The sequence below is a fragment of the Marinobacter sp. LQ44 genome (assembly GCF_001447155.2).
Classification (GTDB): Bacteria; Pseudomonadota; Gammaproteobacteria; order Pseudomonadales; family Oleiphilaceae; genus Marinobacter.
Map to the genome: position 1 here is coordinate 4,087,999 of NZ_CP014754.1, position 19,095 is coordinate 4,107,093.

The window sequence follows — 19,095 nt, forward strand, 5'->3', positions numbered from 1 at the left end:
GCTATTCGAATAAAGCGACACTTTTTGTCGGAAGGCTGATGTAGCGTCTAACTTCACTACTACTGCGAAGCTGACGCTTCTGTACTGTTTGATGAGGATTAGCCATGCCCAATTACGATGGAGATTTTGAACAAACCCGCCTCTCGATGTTGGCGGAGCAGCATCGAGACATCTTTGGCTCAAAAGGTGAAGTAGTCTTTTGTGCAGATGATGAAAACCGGTTGAGCGGCACGTCATGGACCCTGGAGGATGAGACTTTCGATCAGATCTCAGGCTCTGGTTTCAAAATTCAGCTCATGGAGTTGCTCGATGGCTTCCTAGTTTACCGTGCCGAATGTGACCAATGCCCGCGTAATGAGGGCATCGTTCGGCTTGGCAACGGCGGAATGACTATTGAGTGGTTGCCAGATGGATCGACCCACCTCTCCAGCTAACGGGACGCTGAGCATTGAAAGAACTGATTAGTGACTATGAAAGAATACTCGCAGGAGTGAAGTCTGAGCATTTTGATCTGACACAAGACAAATACTCGGGTGTGTTTCTGCCGGTCCCTTTTGAGGAATATTGGGGAAGCCAGCCGAAGGTGATGCTGGTCGGGCGTGAAACGGCAGGCTGGAACACCAAAAACGGTAAAAACACCATTCGACGCGTAATCAAGGCTAATGAGCGTGGGGCTACGAAGGAGATCGTTACTGAGGCCGTGGAGCGATACTTTAATCATCTCGAACTCAGTGCCAGCAGTCGTGTTGTTACCAAGACGAGCAGCCGTTTCAAGCAATATTATTTCCGGTTGGCAAGAGAGCTGGATCTGGATCCCAAAGCTCTGGTGTACGCCAATCTCTTTGCCTGGGATTACGACGGTCGGTCACCGATAGACCGATCGGACGGTGAGCTTTCAGAGGTGGTCAGGCTCTCAAATCAGTTGCTTGCGGCGCAGATCAAACAGCTCAAACCGCACTTCATCATTTTTGCTGCCGGATATGATCAGATTGATCCGATCATTCGAAGCCTATTCAATGATCATTTCGACGGTTATGAAAACGTTGATCCGGTGATACCCAGGAAACTTTGGGAGTTCCACGGCGGCGGCAGTGTTTGTTTTCGCATTGCTCATCCGCGGGCCACGCATGGGCATGGTGAATACAGAGAGGAAGTTATAGCGAGAGTTAAACGCTACCTTGAGAATGCCTTACCAACGCAGGATGCCGCAAGATAATGGATCAATCGCAAAGGTCACCTCTTATCGACTCTGACGCCAGCCTGAGTGATCACTACACTGCCAGCCTCCTGGGCGGCGCCATAGGCGATGCCCTGGTTCTGCTGTGGAATTCATGTCTCACGCCCAAATTCTGGATCGCTTCGGCCCGGGTGGCATTACAGACTATGCCGAAGCCTACGGTGGTAAAGGCAAGATTACCGACGACACGCAAATGACTCTGTTTACCGCAGAGTGTTTGCTGCGAGGGCAAATGCGGGGCGTAAGTAAAGGCATTGCAGGGTTCGACCACACGGTTGCCAATGCTTATCTACGCTGGCTGGCGACGCAGGGTTATGAGTGCCGAACGGTAACTGTAGAGAAAGGTGGCTGGTTGTTTTAGCAGCCAGAGCTACACAGCCAGCGTGCCCCCGGCATGACGTGCCTGAGTGCACTGCGGGATTACCCAGGATTTCCGGAAATTGCCGGCAATGACAGCAAAGGTTGTGGCGGTGTGATGCGGGTGGCTCCGGTGGGGCTATTCTGGCGCTCTTTCAACGGCAGCTTTGGGTTAGAGAGGGTATTCGAAGATGGCTGCATGTGCGCGGGCCTGACCCACGGCCATCCGAGCGGTTATCTGACCGGTGGTGTGCTGGCAATTGTGATCTTTGAGCTATTGAACGAAAAAACTCTGCTGGATGCACTGGCTACCGCCAAGACATTCCTGGTGGCAGAGCGCGGTCATGAGGAGACATTGGCGGCCCTGGACAAGGCTGTCGAGCTCAGCCATTCCGACAAGCCACATCACACAGCTATCTGTGAACTGGGCGAAGGCTGGGTCGCAGAGGAAGCGCTGGCGATTTCTGTTTATTGCGCCCTGGTGGCGAAGAACTTCGAGCAGGGCATTGTGCTGGCGGTGAATCACGATGGGGGTTCAGACTCTACCGGCGCCATTACCGGAAACATTCTTGGGGCCGTGTACGGCACCGGTGTGATTCCTCAGCGGTGGCTGGAGCCGCTGGAGCTTCGGGAAGTTATAAAGGCTGTCGCTTCAGATGTGTGGACGCACCAGCAGTGGCATTCTTATATGGAGGACGATGGGCTTTCCTGGATGCTAAAGCGCTGAGTCCCCCGTCAGCCCCTGAAGCCTTTAAACCTCCGTGTTGCCCAAGCTTCCAGAGCATCAGCCTTCCAATACCCAACAACACCAATGGCCAGTAACGACAAGACAAAGCTTCCATAACCGATGAGCGCTGCTGTCATGTTCATGGTGCCTCCGTGTTATCTAGTGCTGGGTGTTCATCATACCTGCCCGGAGATATCTCTGGCGAGTATCTCAACTTCTGAAGGGTCATGGCCTGAGGCGAGCCAGTCCCTTGGGCTTAGGCAGCGGTTGCCGAGCAGCAGATCACCGTTTTCGGTCGTCATAAATCGGTTCAGGGTAAGCAGATTCACACCTGGGCCAAGGTTCTGCAAAATGATCTGAAGGTGGGGGAGAGTGGCTTCCTCTATAAACTGCCAACGAGGAAATAACAACACTCCGCTGGGAGACTTAAACGTGTAAAGCCCCGGGGGTGTCCTCGCAAGAAGGCCGCGAACCGCTTCTTTTGACTCGGAAAGACGTTGGGTTACCTCGTCCAGCGTAAGCGCTTGCTGAATGATGTCTCGCACCTCATTCTGGAGCAGCTGGATCTGGCGGCGGGTTATTTCTTGGCTGGTAAGGCCGTCAGTGTCTGTGAACCTCGCTCCTCCGGCTTTGAGAATGTCCCTTTCTTTTGGCGATAGGGGCTGGCTCTTCTGACGAGTTTCGTTATTGGGCTGTGAGTTCGAAATGCTGTTCTGGATGTTTCGAGACAGCATGTAGGCCAGATGGTCTTGACTCAACTCGGTAGCAAGCTGATCACGAATTTCGTTGTCTGATTGCACGTCCTAAGCCCTCCATTCGGATCAGCAGCACAAAGCTGGCGCTGCATTTGTGAACAGGGCTGGCACCGAGTGTTGTCCCATATTGCTGCAAGTTATCTTCTATAATTGTTTTTCGGCAATTGGTTATCCTGAATCTTACAACAGTTAACGCTTTTAAACCTTATTGCACTAGCGATGGCAGAGGGGGATGGACACGAAGGGATGGTGGCAGATTGGTTCAGGAAACCGATCCATTTATGGAGTCTCAACGGCGCCTCGTTTCTGGACCACTTGTTGAGCGATCCCCGAAACGAGTCATTTGCTGCCCTTTGCCGACAACATCGATCGGCGACGGCTTAATGCAGGCCCGTCGAATTCGTGGTCAAATTTGACTGCCCATTTGATTCTTCGCTGGCAGGCAACATGGAGCATTTCCCGAGATGAAAACAAAGCGACCAACGGAAAAGGAACTACTGGAAGGCCTCAATCCCCACACCGCCCATGCCGATGAGTTGGCAGAGCCGTTGCCTCAGGAGCTTACACCTCTGGAACGCCTCAAAGGTTCGGTTAAGCGCTATGATCGGCCGACCGACCCGGTTTGGGACGAGTATTTCGACTCTGAAGGCGTCAGTGAAGACTTTATGGAAGATCGAGAGCAGCCCAAGAACGGACGAACATAATGACCCTCGATGACGAAAAAGCCATAGGGCATGTGGCTCTCAAAGGATTCTTTGGTATCTGCCGTGAGTGGGGCGAGTTATTGTCAAATCTGGTGTATGACCATCAAGCGGCGTCTCTGCCGGATTGATCATCCACTCGCTCTCCATCCCGAAACTGAACGTTGTTCACGACCAGCTTCAGTTGGTTAAACCCCTTGATCCGCTTCCAGCGTTTCTGGGCGGATTGGAGCAATTTGAACACCATCGATAACGTGGTGTCGCGGTTGCCACAGGACCGGCTTCGCTTGGTCCTTAGCCTGACTGTGGCGAAGGTGGACTCAATGGGATTCGTGGTCCTCAAGTGAATCCAGTGCGCTGCCGGGAAGTCGTAAAAGGCCAGCAGTTCATCCCGGTCCTTCTCAAGGTTTTCCATGGCCTTCGGGTACTTGTCCCGAAATCGCCTTAACGTGCTGTCAAAGGCTTTGTGAGCGCTATCACGGGTCTCCGCCAGATAGATCTCATGCAGGTCTGACTTCACCTTCTGCTGTACGGACTTGGGCAGCTTGTCCAGCACGTTGGCAGTCTTGTGAACCCAGCACCGCTGGTGGCGGGTATCCGGAAACACCTTGCTCAGCGCTTTCCAGAAGCCCAAAGCCCCGTCGCCTACGGCCAGCTTGGGGGCATCGTCCAGGCCACGTTCCCGCAAGCCGGTGAGCAGCTCTCTCCAACTGGCTTCGGACTCGCGATGGCCGTCTTCCACCGCGACCAGCTCCTTGTGGCCATGCTCTGTGACTCCGATGATCACCAGCAGGCAAAGTCGATCATCCAGACGAACATTGCTGTAGACACCGTCCGCCCACCAGTAGACGTAGCGCTTCTGGCCCAGGTCACGGCGACGCCAATCCTCGTGTTCCTTCAGCCACTGCGCCTTGAGCCGTGACACCGTGTTGGCGGACAGGCCCTTAGCCTGCTTGCCGACCAGGGCACTCAGGGCCTCCTGGAAATCACCAGAGGAGACACCGCGCAGGTAGAGCCAGGGGATGAGTTCATCCAGACTCCGGGCCCGCTTCAAATACGGTGGCAAGAGCTGGCTGTTAAAGCGAATGCCGGAGCCGCTGCGGTCCCGGACCTTGGGCACTTGGACGTCAACATCCCCAACGCCTGTCTGGATCGTGCGCTTGGGCAGGTGTCCGTTGCGGACCACCGCCTTGCGACCATCGGGTGTCAATACATCGGCATACTGATCCAGTAGCCCCTGAAGTTCAGACTCGACAGCCCGCGCAATCAGGTCACGGGCACCCTGTCGGATCAGATCGTGCAAGGGATCGTTCGTGGTCGCCTCTGGTTGTGAAAGAGCATGCAGGTTAGACTTGGACGTGGCGTATCCATCCTTTGTTGGTTGTGATCTTGGCGGTGATCAACCAACAGGATACGCCATCCCTTCAGCCTGCTTCCATACACCAGAAATCACCATAACTCGATCATAACCGTTTTCGGTTGCGCCCCGGTTGAACTTCTCATGTTCTTTGGCGTGCATTGCCTCTTGACCGATAAAAGCGCTAATGTCTTTCTGCAGTTGCGGATCGTTGACGGCTTCGCGCACTGCCCGGACGCTAGCGACAAAAAAACGTTCACCGTCTGGAAACAGCGCAGACATTCCATTGAACACGTGAGTCATGAATGGTAAGCGCCCATAAATTAGCACCTACATTCGGTTATCAAGATTGCCCACACTGATTTCCTCGTCAACATCAGGAGGAATCAGCATGACACACGCCGAACGCAAGCGTCTCTGGCAGCAACATATCGAAGACTGGCAGGCGTCCGGTTTGTCCGGCATGGCCTACTGCCAGCAGCAGTCACTGACCTATTGTCGCTTTGTTTACTGGCGCAAAAAGCTGGCTGAGCCGGAGACCGTGATTGCGGAGCGCCCGGCTGGGCTCTCTGGCTTTGCCAAGGTGGCGGCGTTGCCTGGCCCGAAATCGTCGGAAGGCTTAACCGTGTCGTTGCCCGGTGGTGTCTCGATCACCGGGCTGCACGCCGGTAATGTGGAGTTACTCGGTGCCGTGCTGAGGCAACTGTAATGCGCCATCGGTACCTTCGCCCCTCCTGGGATCTGCCAGAGATTTACTTGTATCGTCAGCCGATTGATTTCCGCAAGCAGGCCAACGGATTGGCACTGATTGTCGAGCAGGAGTTAGGCCATAATCCGTTCTCCGGCGCGCTTTTCGCCTTCACCAACCGGCAGCGCAACAAGATCAAGTGCCTGATGTGGGAAGACAACGGCTTCGTGCTCTACTACAAGTCTTTGGCTGAAGAAAAATTCAAATGGCCGGGCCCAGAGGATGAGCTGATGTCGCTGAACGGCGAGCAGATCAATTGGTTGCTGGACGGCTACGACATCACCCTGCTTAAGGGCCATAAAACTCTGTATTATGAGAGTGTTGGATAGCACTTTTTAAGTGTGTCAGGGCGTTGTTTTTGCTATAATTTCAGCATGAAAACAACGCCTGATAACACCTCCAAAACACCCGATTTCAGCGGTCTCTCCACCGCTGAAATGCTGGCTGTTATCAGCGATATGCAAGAACAACTGGCCGCAAAAGAAGCCGAGCTTCAGCAGCGCGACCAAGCGGCCAAAGCACGTGAAAGCTACATCGCCATTCTCGAAGAGTTGCTGCGCTACAAAAAGATCCAGCAATTCGCAGCCAGCAGCGAAAAGCAGCCCAGCCAGATCACTCTATTCGACGAAGCCGAACTGGAAGTCGGGATTGACGAGCTACGCGATGAGTTGCCTGAGGATGTTGAAGAGGCCGAGGCACCGCCGCGTTCCCGCAAACGCCGTCAACGTGGCTTCTCCGACACGCTCTTGCGTGAGCGTATTGAGCTGACCCTTAGTGACGAAGAGAAAGCCGGAGCCAGCAAGACCTTCTTCACCAAGGTGAAAGAAGAGCTGGAGTACATTCCCGCACAGTTGAAGGTGCTGGAATACTGGCAGGAAAAAGCCGTCTTCGAGCAGGGTGGCCAGGAGCATATTGTGGCTGCACCGCGCTCAGCCCACCCACTGGGCAAATGCATTGCGACCCCGTCACTGCTGGCTTACCTGATTACCTCCAAATACGCCGACGGCCTGCCCTTGTACCGCCAGGAGCAAATGCTCAAGCGCCTGGGACACGAAGTCAGCCGAACCAGCATGGCGCACTGGATCATCCGCCTGAACGACGTGTTCAAACCGCTGATGACCCTGATGCGGGAAACCCAGAATGGCAGTGATTACCTGCAAGCTGATGAAACCCGGATTCAGGTGCTCAAAGAAGACGGCAAGAAAGCCCAATCGGATAAATGGATGTGGGTGACCCGGGGCGGCCCGCCCGGAAAGCCCTCGGTTCTGTTCGAGTACGATCCCTCTCGCGGTGGCCAGGTACCGGTGCGCCTGCTGGATGACTTCCAGGGCATCCTGCAAGCCGATGGCTACTCCGGCTATGGACAGGTATGCCGCGAGAACAAGCTGACCCGCATCGGTTGTTGGGATCATGCCCGGCGCAAGTTCGTGGACGCGTCCCGGGCAGCGCCAGCCATGGGCAAAAAAGGCCCGCCCTCAAAAGCCGACGTGGCCCTGAGCCACATCCGGAAACTGTACGCCGTCGAGAAAGCCGCGAACGAACTGAGTGACGCCGAGCGCTATCGGGTGCGTCAGGAAAAAAGCCTGCCGCTGCTGAACACCTTCAAGGCTTGGCTGGAGAAAAACGCCAGCAAGGTGCTGAAAGGCTCGCTCACCCGCAAGGCGATGGACTATACCCTGAGTCAGTGGGGTACCCTGACGGGGTATTGTGAACGCGGCGATTTACAGATCAGCAACGTGCTGGCCGAAAACGCCATCCGGCCCTTCGCCGTCGGTCGTAAGGCCTGGCTGTTCGCCGATACCACCCAAGGCGCGAATGCCAGTGCCACCTGTTACTCGCTGATCGAAACGGCCAAGGCGAACAACCTGGAGCCCTCCGCTTACATCCACCATGTGCTGAAGCACATTGCCGAAGCGGATACCCTCGAAAAACTGGAAACATTGTTGCCCTGGAATGCTGAGTTGCCAGCTTCAAAAAAAGTGGCTCAGTACGATTAGGGCAAGTGGGTCGGTTTATTGGCGCTTACTCATGAATGCGTCCCCATTCACCCAATATCTGGGTACTTGCTCGAACTCAAAATCTTGCCTACGAACTGGGAATGCGGAAGTGAGTTTCGTTGTGGCCACAGTCGGCTCCTCTATAAACCAATTGTTGAGTTTTTATATAGAGATTTGATGGTGATCGGGATTTGCCACTTTGGGACAAGTAGTTATCCGATTCATTGCTAAAGCCTAGTCAGCGCCTGGTTCTGCGCCAGTATCTGGGGCAAGAGTGAGGCCGGCTGACATTTATGTTACGAAAACTAGTATGCCGATTGGCATATAGTAAATTATGCCGATCGGCAGGCGACCCGTACTTTGGGTTTGCCTAAGATGTTTGGCGTATGAGGGCTTTTGACAAGCATTCTTGGATCAATAATTGAGGTAATTCCAGATGAACAAGTTAGCTACTCAACATAAGATTTCCAGTCTCGTTGCTCTTGCTGTGGCCGCGGCTTTCTCTGCAAACGCCCACGCAGAAATTTCTGAGGCAGATGTACTTGCTGCCCAAAAGACGTGGGGGGATGCGGTTGTCATGCTTTCAGAACACTATGCGGAAGGCGGCATTGAAAAAGCTCGAAATACGGCAAGAGCGGTTATCGATTCGGCCTATGGCTACACGATGGGGCCGGTTTTGTTTAAACCGACACTGGCCGCTATTCCTCAGAACATTCGTCTGACTGCTGAAGGCGCATTAGCGTATTTCGTTGGTCACGACAAAGCTTTTCCAAATGACGAAGGTTTTGGCATCAAGGGTTGGGCTGCGGTTGAGTTTGAAAACGCAGCCATCCATCTCTCGGGCCCCGTAGCTATGTCCATGGGCAACGTCCATTTCACCCATAATGATGGCTCTGTTACAACTGTAGACAAGTCATTTGGTTACCAGCTGGATGACGCGGGCAATCTGCGCATCGTTCTTCATCACTCGTCACTGCCTTACGGCAATTGAGCCAGGCGCTTGTTACGTCCCGGAAATGAATTCCGGGACGTAACAACGGATATGTTGCTCTGCTCTGGCGCCTCAGGACTGCCATGGCCCATGGGGCGACATATTCGGTGACTCGCCCAGGGACTTTAGTTGAAGGTAAAGGCGTCTCATTTCCAGCAGGTTCCACACGCGTAACACGACTTCCATATGGTCGAAGGGTTTGGTTAGGAAATCCGAGGCACCTAGCGACAACGCTTTGTAACGAGCTTCCTTGGTAATGTCCGCAGTGAGAACAACAACTGGAATCCAGTGCCCCTGCTCGCGCAAGTCATCTAGCAAACTTAATACTTCAAAACCATCAATATCAGGCATTCGCAAATCGAGTAAAATGATGTCAGGGCGAAATCCCTGGATAAGTGAAGAGACTCGGACAGCATCAACGGATGAAAGCACTTGTTCAAAGCCTTCTTTTGCAAACAGCTCTTCGAGCAACTCAAGATTTGCTGGTTCATCATCGATGATCAGCAGCTTGGATTGGCGAATATCGTTGAGAATCGCTGACATTAATGCATCTCCTTTAATAAAAGCCGAATTCGCATAGGCGTTGCGGGAGGAGCGAGCCATCGGATGTCGTTGTTTTGATCGCTCGGAGGAGGCTCTGGCGTGATGTGCAACTGTTTTCCTGACCGCAGGCTGGGTGGCAGGTCCAGTCGAGCTGCTGGTATGTCTGTGATGAGAACAACATGAGTGTCTGGGAGTAACTCCGGCCAACATGGATCGGACACATGAATAACCTTGGCGTGAAACCGAGCTGCTAGCGTCTCAAACAGTATAGGGAGGTCCGGGCTTTCAATGGCGAGTACCCACGTCGTTTCAGGATAACTTTCCTCTTTGAGCAGTTTAGACTCCCTATCAGGCGGGCCATAACTGTCTGAACCTCTGCCTCGTGAAGAACCATCAGCCGCCGGCAATCTGAGCACAAATTCACAGCCACCTTTGGTGGCCCGATGTTCTATGTGGCCGCTCATATTTGTTGCCAGAGAACGGCTGATGGCCAGCCCTAAACCGATGCCGTCAGTTTTGCTATCGAGGCGATTGAAGGGACAGAACAAGTCTTTCTCAAAGCCGGGCGTTATGCCTGGCCCGCAATCATGAACGACGATTTCATAATTCTCTCTACCAGAACTGCCTAACGGTCGCCAATTGACGGTGACCGTCGTCTTTTTCGGCGTGAATTTAATCGCGTTGTCCAAAAGATTGATGAGAATTTGTAGCAAGCATTTCGGATCAGCCAACACATAGCTTTTGTCGTCGTCCGAGATATTCAGTTTAACGGCTTTAGCTCTTGCTGCCTGGGAAACAAAATCTACTGCTGTGGTGACAATTTCTTTCAATGACACGGGTGTGATCTCTGTTGAGATGTTCCCGTTCTCCAATTGAGAAAGGGTCAGGAGGTCGTTAACCAACTCGAGGAGATGGCTGGCACTGCGCCGAATGACACCCACATGCTGTAATTGGTCGCGTGTCAGTTTGTTGTTGCCTAATAAATCACTGAATCCGATTATGGCATTGAGAGGAGTTCTCAGTTCATGACTGGTGCGGGACAGGAAGTCAGTTTTCGCCTGGTTTGCATTTTCCGCAAGTGACTTAGCATATCTGAGCTCTTCAAGTCTCTTATCCTGCATAAAACCTGTCTGTACCACTAGCTTGTCGAGTTCAGCCAGTTCGTCTTGATATTCACTCTGCCGCTCCTTCAAAGGGATGCCTCGACCAATGTTGGTTGCGTTATCTCGAATGCGGCGTATCCGTATTATCAGGTCTCGGGCGAAACCCTGAGAAAACAATACGGCAAGTGCTACAGCCACAACCAGAGTACTGAAAATGATCCACTGGCTGCTTCTTCGTGCCCGTTGCAGGTTTTGCTGCAAAGCAAGAATGATTTGATTTTCACGGATCTCCATCTCTTTGATATGTTGGCGTAAACGATCAAGTAGCGCTTTGTTTTCCAGCGAGTAGGAGCGAATTGAGCCACCGTTGACTGCTAGGTCCGGGTTTTTGAGTTGGGCGAGGTTAGCGAGCTTTACTGCAATGAGCGTTGATATATCGGCCAGATTCTGGCGCTGCACTGAATCTTTCACATCTACTTCCAGCTGTCGCAGCGATTGCTTCAAAAGCTCTTCAGCCCGCTGGTAGGGTGCCAGGAATGCTTCATCCTGCGTCAGCAAATACCCTCGTACACCGCTGGCAGCCTCGGCTAATGCGGCGTGTGCAGCGTGAATCTGCCCGAGAACTCTCAGACCGCGCTGAAGTTCATCCTCTGCGTGCCGGTTGAAAGCAAGGACTTTGGCCATAACAAGGAGAACGATGGTCGCAACCAACAGTGGGATAATCAGCGAAGCCAGGCTGCGACGTCTTAGGCTCCACCCATGCCAATGTTTTCTGATAGTAGCTATCATTTTTAACAACCAGAGTTGCCCAACTTGGATTCCACCGCAAAAGCAGCGGCTTGCGCTCGGTCTTCAAGCTGAAGCTTCTTGAGAATACGTTCTACATGAGTTTTTACCGTCCCCGGCGCGATATCCAGAGTGGCGGCGATACGAGCGTTGCTCATGCCTCGTGGTAACAAACTCATCACTTCTTTTTCGCGCGGTGATAGCAGCGATAATTCTGAGTGTTTATGTCGAATTTTCTGGTTCATTGGCGTGCTGGTGAAAATTAATTGGCCCGTCAATAGGCTTGCAAGAATCGACATGAGCTGTTGATCACGTTCTCCTGGAGCGGGTTGCGACTCAAAGCCGGCCAGCGCGAGTAAACCAATGACCGACCCTTGGAGTGCAATGGGAACGAGCCATTCGAATCCCGGGTTTGTGCAATAGAAGATCCAGGCATTTTCTGGCAGGTTTCTAAGGTAGGGCTTACACGGCCATTTCAGAAAGGGTGCGAGGTTGGCTTTTACGGCTTGTCTCGATGCGTTTATTGCTGCGCCACCGGTAGACGCCAGTGTACGCAACCTCCCGGATTGATAGGCAAACAGAGCAGCATGAGGAACGCCATAATGAGTGACGACGGTTTCTAATAGCTTTGTGCAACTTTGTTCGTCCGGCGATTGAAGCAGCCCGGCGCATATTTTCAAACATGAAAGTTGACGCTCAGATAGTCCAGCTGCCCTGTAGCCAGCCCTTAAGTCTGAGGCAGTCGAATTTGATTCAGACATTCGACGTCCTTCTGGAATCCATAGTCTGTCAGCCTATGTAACACGGTTTTATTTGAGACTGTAAAATTTTGCTGTGTAAATTTATGTTGAGCCTTCAGCACCCGAGCGTCATGGGAGGTTGGCTCGCCAATGCTTCACTCTCACCTGGTCCTTAATCGCCTCGAGTATTTCCAGAATCAGGTTGATCAACGCCTCTTGTTCCTGGTTTGCTCCTTTCTCTTCTCCCGGCTCCGGCAGCATCACGTTCACAATGTCTTCGATAAAAGCGTGATTGCTGGAAGACGCCAGATCTTCCAGGATCTGGTGGATCACGTTTGCAACAATATCGCCAACGGCATTTTCCAGCGTGTCCTGTATGGTTGGGCCAACCACCGGCAGGTATTTCAGTCTCGACAGTTCAAGATTCTGCTTCAGGGCATTGTCAACACGGTCTTCCAGATAGACTCGCAGGGCACCTCTATTTGGGATGTAGCCTTGCTGCGCAGCCAGGGCGACGCGTTCCGATAACCAATCCGACAACATGGACCGTCTCGGGAACAGGATGTCAGTCTGGATCCGTTCAAACAGGGGCGAACCACGCTTTACCTCATCCTGAACGCCGCTCAGAACCTTCAGAACAATCCGGTCTGATAACTCTTCCATGAAGGCTTCATAGTAAAACGACACAAACTGGTACAAGCGAGTGCTGGTGAAGTCGATGATCTTGTATTGGTGCAGGCGGTAGATGATCGAAATGATCCGCAACGCCCGCAGGAAGCGGAAGCCGCCAACGGGGATGCAGCCCACCAGATCGTACCAGTGTATGAACGGGTAGAAATACCAGCGGTCGTAGACCTTGGCTTTGACGGAGTAGCCCCAGCGGACAAAAAACTCGGTCAGGAAGATGGAGACGAAGATCAGATCATAGAAAATAAACCGTTCATGGATCGGCTGGTAGATCGCATTGACGGCGGGGAGGCTTTCTTCCAGCAGGTTCTGAACCGCAACGAAACTGTATATCGAATCCCAGATGATAAAGGCCAGGTTGATGATCAGCAGGCTCAGCATCAGGAAATCGATAAGGAACCAGATCAACTGATGGCTGGACCGAAGGTTGTCGCGGTTAATCCTGAGCATCCGGGCTACCTGTCATTGGTCAGGGGCATAATATAAGTCCCTGACAGGTTAGCTTATTTCAGCTCGGAGGACGACTTTCCGAGTAATCGTCGGGCGATGATCAGCAGCTGGACCTGCTGGGTGCCTTCGAAAATATCGAGTATTTTGGAGTCCGTGGCCCATTTTTCGAGCCTGGTACCCCAGTGAAGCACACAGCTCCACGCAGCGGAGCGTAATCTGGTTACCCACCCGGCCGGCCCGGGCCAGGCAGCATTCCCTGATGGCATTGTGGTCAATTGTGATTTTGGCGCGCCAGGCGTAGAAGCGCGCATCCGCTATCGGTAAACTCACCCCCTGACTCAGGGATTCGTCAATCATCCAGGTGGGAAACCCAAACACTGCATGCTGTTAGCCCGATACCACATACAAAGAATCCTGAAGCTGACCGGGCTTGCGGTGCTGTTGAGCGCGTCTGCCAGCCATGCCAGTCAGGTCAGGGTTGAGGTTGAGGGCGATCACAGTGACTTGAGAGACAATGCCCGGATTTTTGTGGGTGAGGTAGAAGGCCGCTCAGCCGATGGCCTGCGCCGTTACGCCTCCACGGCGATAGCCCAGGTTGAACAGGCCATTCGGGCCCTGGGGTACTACAATCCGGTGATCACATTCGAAGTCACCGAAAATGCGGATGGGCTGGCCGAGCTGGTGTTGACGGTGGTACCGGGGGAGCCCGTACGCATTCGTTCCCGGTCAGTGCTGATCGAGGGGCCAGGCAGCGAAGATCCGGTACTGGTTGATCAGATTCCGAAAGAGCCAGCGGAAGGAGATGTGCTTCATCATGGCCGTTACAACACGCTGCGGCAGGCCATACAGAATCGGGCGCGACGTCTGGGTTACTTTGACGGTGAGTTTGTGACCCGCCGACTGGAAGTAGACCCGTCCGAGAATTACGCAGATATTACCTTGCACTACCGTACCGGCGAGCGGTATCGCCTGGGAGCAGTTACCTTCCTGGAAGGCCATGGTTTTGATGACGGTTTACTGAACCAGTTTGTGACCTTTGAGCCTGGCATTCCTTTCCATGCCGATGAAGTGGCGAAGCTCAACAGCGATCTCTCAAGCAGTGGTTACTTTTCCGGTGTGGATATTGATGCTTCACCGAATCGGGCAGAGGATGGTGTGATACCGGTGGATATTGGTCTTACCCCCAGACCGCCCCGGTCGGTAGGCGCCGGTGTTGGCTTCTCAACAGACGTCGGCCCCCGGTTCCGAGGTAACTGGCGAGAGCATTACACCAACCCCACGGGTCATCGACGCGGGGCAGACACGGAGCTTTCGGAGCTGCGGCAGAACGTCAGTGGATGGTATGAGCTCCCGCTGGACCCACCGATGACGGATTCTATTCGGTTGGGCACCGGTTATCAGCGAGAAAATATTGAGGATGTGGAGTCAGAGCGACTGACTCTGGGGCAGCAATGGCGGCATCAGTTGGATACCGGTTGGATGCAGGTGCTTTCAATACGTTGGGAAGGCGAGCGCTTCAAAATTGGGGAAGATGAGCGAGGCAATTCCAGTCTGTTGCTGCCAGGGCTCAGTTACTCCAAGCTCCAGGCCAACTCGCCCCTGGACCCATCGAGAGGTTATCGGCTGCAATTTGACGTGACCGGCGCCCATCGCGCGATTATTTCCGATGCAGATATCCTGCATGTGAATGTGCTCGCAAGGGGGCTGTATACCCTGGCTGATAATCACCGGTTCCTGACCCGTTTCAACTTTGGTGGGGTGGCGACCAACAGTTTTTCCGATGTGCCTCCCTCATTGCGCTTCTTTGCCGGTGGTGATCAGAGTGTCCGGGGCTATGGTTATGAAACCTTGTCGCCCCGTGATGACAACGGTGTAGCCGTTGGTGGCCGTTTTCAGCTGGTCGGTGGTGTCGAATATCAGTACGAGTTTGTCCGGAACTGGCGGGTGGCGGCGTTCGTCGACAAGGGCAACGCGGTGAATGATGTGTTTGACCGGCTGGCGACAGGTGCCGGCCTGGGGATTCGCTGGGTGAGCCCGGTAGGGCCGTTGCGCCTCGACGTGGCCAAGGGGTTGGACGAGGAATTTGGCGGCGGCTGGCGTATTCACTTTTCCATGGGGCCAGAGCTGTGACCGATCATCCACCGGTGCCACCAGAGCAGGCTGAACGTCAGCCGAAGAAACACAAAAAGCCGCTGCGCCGGCGCTGGTGGTTCTGGCTGTTGCTGGTTGTCGCATTGTTGCTGTTTTTGCCTCTGGTGGTCGTTGGGCTGATTTTGCTGGCCCTGCATACCGAAAAAGGAACGGCCTGGACCATTGATCAGATTCCCGGGTTGCAAACCGAGGCAGATCGCGGCTCCCTGCTCGGCCAGTGGCAGGCTGAGCGCCTTGAATGGCACGGCTATGGCGTGGGCGTGGTGGTGGAGGCTCCGGAAGTTGATTGGTCCCCAACCTGCCTGTTCGAAAAAACTATCTGCCTGGACACGCTCAAGGCCGATCGGATTGCAGTGACCCTGCAGCCCTCTGAATCTGATGATGAACGTTCCGGTGATATCAGCCTTCCCAGGATTAACCTGCCGCTGGCGGTGGTGATCGGGGATGTTGCCCTGGGGCCGCTGACGGTCAATGACGGAGCCATCTGGGACCGGTTTGAGCTGCAATCCCGGGCCTCCGGTGCCAGCCTGGAGCTTGAACACGTGCTGTATCAGCTGGAAGAGATGCGGGTATCGGCGAGTGGTCGCGCTGACATGCGGCGGGATTGGCCCCTGGATATCGATGTTGACGTATCCTTGCCGCCGCCATCGGGAGATGACTGGCAGGTCACCGTTAACCTGGGTGGCAGCGTCAGGGACTTGCGGTTGCGAGGTGCCAGCAGTGGTTATCTCAATGCGAATATACAGGGGCAGGTTCAGCCGCTGGAAAGCCGTCTGCCAGCGTCCATCAGACTCGAATCCGAGCGTTTTCTTGCCCATCATGATCTTCCGGAAACACTGACGCTGAAGAACTGGCGATTAACCCTTGACGGTTCCCTGGCCAACGGCTTCAGGACCCGTACCCAGGCGCTACTGCCGGGTACCGAGGGTGATATCCAGACGTCTATCCAGGGATTGGTCACCACAGAGAAGGTGACAGATCTGGTACTGTCCATGGCCGGCCCGGAAAGAGGGGGTGGTGAGCCACCCGGAACCCTGGAGGTGCAGGGCGAGGCCTCCTGGGCTGATGGTCTGGCCGCTGATGTGGGGCTGGCCCTGAACCGCTTCCCCTGGTACACCCTGGTGCCGGGGCTGGGCGAGCCTCCGGTTTCGCTCAACCGTCTGGAAGGTCGGGCAAGTTACCAGGAAGACCGCTACCAGGCGGATCTTGACGCGCAGGTTGCCGGTCCCCTTGGGGATGCCGAGCTGAAGGCCCGCCTTGATGGCGATACTCAGGCTGTCCGTATCACCCAGCTCGACATGACGACCGGAGCGGGTTCCCTGTCTGGCGAAGCCGAGCTCGATTTTTCTTCCCAGCTGGCTTGGCAAGCTGCCCTGGTTCTGGATCAGTTCAATCCGGGCTATTGGGTGCCTGTGCTGGAGTCCCGGTTGGATGGCAACGTAACCAGCGAAGGCCAGCTTCAGGACGACGCATTGCCCCGAATGTCGGCGGACTGGAATCTGCAGGGACGATGGCAGGGGAACAATGCTCGCGCCCGGGGCCAGTTGGCCAGTGACGGTCGCGAATGGCAAGTGGATGATCTTGTACTTGTTGTGGGTGAGAACCGTATAGAAGGGCAGGGTCGTTACGGCAGCCAACTGGCAGGTGACTTGTCCATCCTGTTGCCTGAACCGGCGATGTTTGCCGAAGGTTTGGCTGGTGAACTGGAGGCCAGCCTGCAGTTTGCGGGCACCGTGGATGATCCCACCGCCGAGCTTGTCGTGGCTGGCCGCGGATTGAGCTGGCAGGATCTGTTGCAGATTGAGGCCGTGGATCTTGATGCCAGTCTGGCCAAAGGCGGTGTGCTGGATGCAGCGCTGGAGATCAATGAGATTCGTGCTGCCGACCAACAGCTGGAGAGCGTATCCCTTCGCCTTGAAGGTACCCGGGATGAGCATCAGCTAACAGTCAATGCCAGCCACAGTGAGGCGACCCTGCTTGCCGTATTTGCCGGCGCCCTGGGTGAAAGCCTTGATGCCTGGCAGGGTGCCCTGAACCGTGGTGAAATCGACATACCCGGCCCGGGCCAGACGTGGCAACTGGAATCTCCCGCTGACCTTGCCTACACCGAAGCAGGCAAACTGAGCCTAGGCGCTCACTGCTGGCGCTGGCAGGACAGTTCTGTGTGCGCTGACGATCAGCAGCTATTGCCGGATGCCCACATCGCCTTCCAGATTCGCCAGTTTCCGACCACGGCCCTTGAACCACTGTTGCCTGATACCTTCCGATGGAGTGCGCACCTGGATGCCGACGTGGATCTGTCACTGACCGACGCAGGGCCGGATGGCAGAATCACACTGGATGCCGGTGAGGGAACCTTCGAATTCCTGGTGCTGGATGACTGGGAAACCCTGAGTCATGAGGGTTTGACCGTTGATGCTCGTCTTCAGCCCAGCATAGCTGAGCTTTCAGTTGCCCTGCGAGGCCCGGAGCTGGGCGATTTTAATGCCGAGCTGGCGGTTGACCCGATGGCTGAAGAACGACCGGTACAGGGCCGTTTCAGCCTGAACTCACTGGATCTGGCTTTTGCATCCGCCTTCGCCGGGGTGGAAGAGATTGGAGGTCAGGTTAACGGCCAAGGCGAAATTACCGGCCCATTGTTACGTCCCATGATTCATGGCGAGCTGGCTCTTACGAATGGTCGTTTTTACGATCCGGGCCTGCCACTACCACTGAACGATGTGGTTCTGGTGCTCGAGTTTCTCGGGGATTCCGCTGATATCAGCGGGCGCTGGAACAGTAACGACCGCAGTAGCGGGCAACTTTCGGGGATGATCAATTGGCAGCAGGAGCCCGAGATTGAGCTGTCGATTGTTGGCGATAGGCTGCCAGTGAATGTCGAACCCTATGCCCGGGTTGAAGTCGGGCCAGACCTCACCATTGCTTTCCGCAGTGGTGAACTCTCTGTGTCTGGACGGGTGGAAGTACCCCGTGGTGAGATCGAGATCAAGGGGCTTCCGGAGTCAGCGGTTTCTATCTCCGAAGATGAGGTGATTGTCGGAGTTGAAACCGAGGAGCCGACCATCCGGCGTATGGTGATGGACGTGACTGTGGTGGTCGGCGAAGACCGGGTAGCGTTTGATGCTTTCGGTGTGACCGGGAATCTCGAGGGGACTCTGCGGATTGGCAACGACATGGATACCCGGGGTGCGCTTCAACTGGTGAATGGTCAATACCAGGCATTTGGGCAGGATCTGGAACTACGGCGAGCGAGAATCCTGTTTGTGGGTGCCCTGACGGAACCCTACCTGGACATAGAGGCAGTGCGCAGAGTAGACACTGTTGTTGCCGGTATCCGGCTTAGCGGCCCCGTGAACGCCCCTGAAACCGAGGTGTTCTCTGAACCTTCCATGCCCCAAAGCGATGCGTTGTCCTACATCATTCTGGGCCGTCCGCCCCAAGGCCGCGGTGATGACGGCCAGATGGCGCAGGCTGCGTTGTCGTTGGGGCTGACCCAGGCCAGCAGATTGACCCAGGGCATTGGAGACGAGCTGGGCATTCGCAATCTCACCCTGGAAACGGAAGGCTCCGGAGACGAGGCCGCGGTGGTGGCCAGCGGATACATTACCGATGAATTGAGCCTGAGGTATGGCGTCGGGATATTCGAACCGATCACCACGGTCGCACTGCGATATGATCTGGGCCGGTATTTCTATCTGGAGGCGGCCAGTGGCCTGGCCGCCTCGCTGGATATCTTCTACACCCGGGATTTCTGATCGATGGTTG

The 19,095-nt window shown here is 54.7% G+C and carries 16 protein-coding genes and 3 pseudogenes; 10 read left to right on the top strand and 9 right to left on the bottom strand.

Annotated elements, in window-relative coordinates:
* Positions 1-104 precede the first annotated feature (104 nt).
* The 3 genes and pseudogenes from ASQ50_RS18685 to ASQ50_RS21270 all read left to right on the top strand — a co-directional run bounded on the left by ASQ50_RS18685 (position 105) and on the right by ASQ50_RS21270 (position 2,321).
* Positions 105-434 (top strand): hypothetical protein, encoded by a 330-nt coding sequence (locus tag ASQ50_RS18685; RefSeq protein WP_058092630.1) that lies wholly within the window; start codon positions 105-107, stop codon positions 432-434.
* 14 nt (positions 435-448) lie between these two features.
* Entirely contained in the window at positions 449-1,216 is a 768-nt protein-coding gene (locus ASQ50_RS18690) for a hypothetical protein (protein WP_058092629.1), read from the top strand.
* Positions 1,217-1,322: 106 nt separating this feature from the next.
* Positions 1,323-2,321 (top strand): annotated as a pseudogene (locus ASQ50_RS21270) (ADP-ribosylglycohydrolase family protein).
* Positions 2,322-2,329: 8 nt separating this feature from the next.
* Here the strand turns inward: ASQ50_RS21270 and ASQ50_RS21690 are convergent.
* Both ASQ50_RS21690 and ASQ50_RS18700 read right to left on the bottom strand, forming a co-directional pair.
* Complete coding sequence (locus ASQ50_RS21690) at positions 2,330-2,464, bottom strand: hypothetical protein (protein WP_022992860.1); 135 nt, start codon at positions 2,462-2,464, stop codon at positions 2,330-2,332.
* 33 nt (positions 2,465-2,497) lie between these two features.
* Positions 2,498-3,121: a hypothetical protein gene (locus ASQ50_RS18700; RefSeq protein ID WP_058092628.1), complete on the bottom strand. Its 624-nt coding sequence runs from the start codon at positions 3,119-3,121 to the stop codon at positions 2,498-2,500.
* A 419-nt stretch (positions 3,122-3,540) separates the two neighbouring features.
* Here ASQ50_RS18700 and ASQ50_RS18705 point away from each other — a divergent pair, with 419 nt between their 5' ends.
* Complete coding sequence (locus ASQ50_RS18705) at positions 3,541-3,780, top strand: hypothetical protein (RefSeq protein WP_058092627.1); 240 nt, start codon at positions 3,541-3,543, stop codon at positions 3,778-3,780.
* Between the two features lie 103 nt (positions 3,781-3,883).
* On the opposite strand, the gene ASQ50_RS18710 is transcribed toward ASQ50_RS18705, so the two are convergent.
* Together ASQ50_RS18710 and ASQ50_RS18715 are read right to left on the bottom strand one after the other, a co-directional pair.
* Entirely contained in the window at positions 3,884-5,122 is a 1,239-nt protein-coding gene (locus ASQ50_RS18710) for an IS256 family transposase (protein ID WP_058092626.1), read from the bottom strand.
* Positions 5,123-5,239: 117 nt separating this feature from the next.
* Positions 5,240-5,443, bottom strand: a pseudogene (locus tag ASQ50_RS18715) (metal-dependent hydrolase); the annotation flags it as partial.
* 82 nt (positions 5,444-5,525) lie between these two features.
* On the opposite strand from ASQ50_RS18715, the gene tnpA reads away from it, so the two are divergent.
* From tnpA to ASQ50_RS18735, 4 genes are all read left to right on the top strand, one after another.
* Entirely contained in the window at positions 5,526-5,843 is a 318-nt protein-coding gene (gene tnpA, locus ASQ50_RS18720) for an IS66 family insertion sequence element accessory protein TnpA (protein WP_058092800.1), read from the top strand.
* Positions 5,843-6,211, top strand: coding sequence for an IS66 family insertion sequence element accessory protein TnpB (gene tnpB, locus ASQ50_RS18725; RefSeq protein WP_058092799.1), 369 nt, complete (start codon positions 5,843-5,845; stop codon positions 6,209-6,211). Before tnpA ends, tnpB begins: the two co-directional genes overlap by 1 nt.
* Positions 6,212-6,256: 45 nt before the next feature.
* Entirely contained in the window at positions 6,257-7,879 is a 1,623-nt protein-coding gene (gene tnpC, locus ASQ50_RS18730) for an IS66 family transposase (RefSeq protein ID WP_058092798.1), read from the top strand.
* Between the two features lie 436 nt (positions 7,880-8,315).
* Complete coding sequence (locus tag ASQ50_RS18735; RefSeq protein ID WP_058090194.1) at positions 8,316-8,870, top strand: hypothetical protein; 555 nt, start codon at positions 8,316-8,318, stop codon at positions 8,868-8,870.
* Between the two features lie 72 nt (positions 8,871-8,942).
* Here the strand turns inward: ASQ50_RS18735 and ASQ50_RS18740 are convergent, their stop codons facing one another.
* From ASQ50_RS18740 to ASQ50_RS20710, 5 genes and pseudogenes are all read right to left on the bottom strand, one after another.
* The gene (locus tag ASQ50_RS18740; protein ID WP_058090193.1) at positions 8,943-9,413 is read right to left on the bottom strand and encodes a response regulator; all 471 of its coding nucleotides are present in this window, start codon (positions 9,411-9,413) and stop codon (positions 8,943-8,945) included.
* Positions 9,413-11,305 (bottom strand): sensor histidine kinase, encoded by a 1,893-nt coding sequence (locus ASQ50_RS18745; protein ID WP_058090192.1) that lies wholly within the window; start codon positions 11,303-11,305, stop codon positions 9,413-9,415. Before ASQ50_RS18745 ends, ASQ50_RS18740 begins: the two co-directional genes overlap by 1 nt.
* Positions 11,306-11,307: 2 nt before the next feature.
* Positions 11,308-12,063, bottom strand: coding sequence for a response regulator transcription factor (locus ASQ50_RS20890; RefSeq protein WP_058090191.1), 756 nt, complete (start codon positions 12,061-12,063; stop codon positions 11,308-11,310).
* A 108-nt stretch (positions 12,064-12,171) separates the two neighbouring features.
* Positions 12,172-13,179, bottom strand: a complete 1,008-nt coding sequence (locus ASQ50_RS18755; protein ID WP_058090190.1) for a hypothetical protein — start codon at positions 13,177-13,179, stop codon at positions 12,172-12,174.
* Between the two features lie 53 nt (positions 13,180-13,232).
* Positions 13,233-13,422, bottom strand: a pseudogene (locus tag ASQ50_RS20710) (acyl-CoA dehydrogenase family protein); the annotation flags it as partial.
* Positions 13,423-13,560: 138 nt separating this feature from the next.
* Here ASQ50_RS20710 and ASQ50_RS18760 point away from each other — a divergent pair.
* On the top strand, positions 13,561-15,309 hold the full coding sequence (locus ASQ50_RS18760) for an autotransporter assembly complex protein TamA (protein WP_082888522.1): 1,749 nt from the start codon (positions 13,561-13,563) through the stop codon (positions 15,307-15,309).
* Positions 15,306-19,085 carry a translocation/assembly module TamB domain-containing protein gene (locus ASQ50_RS18765; protein WP_227513213.1) on the top strand — a complete coding sequence of 1,260 codons (3,780 nt, stop codon included), beginning with the start codon at positions 15,306-15,308 and terminating at the stop codon, positions 19,083-19,085. The genes ASQ50_RS18760 and ASQ50_RS18765 overlap by 4 nt, the downstream gene beginning before the upstream one ends.
* Positions 19,086-19,095: the final 10 nt, after the last annotated feature.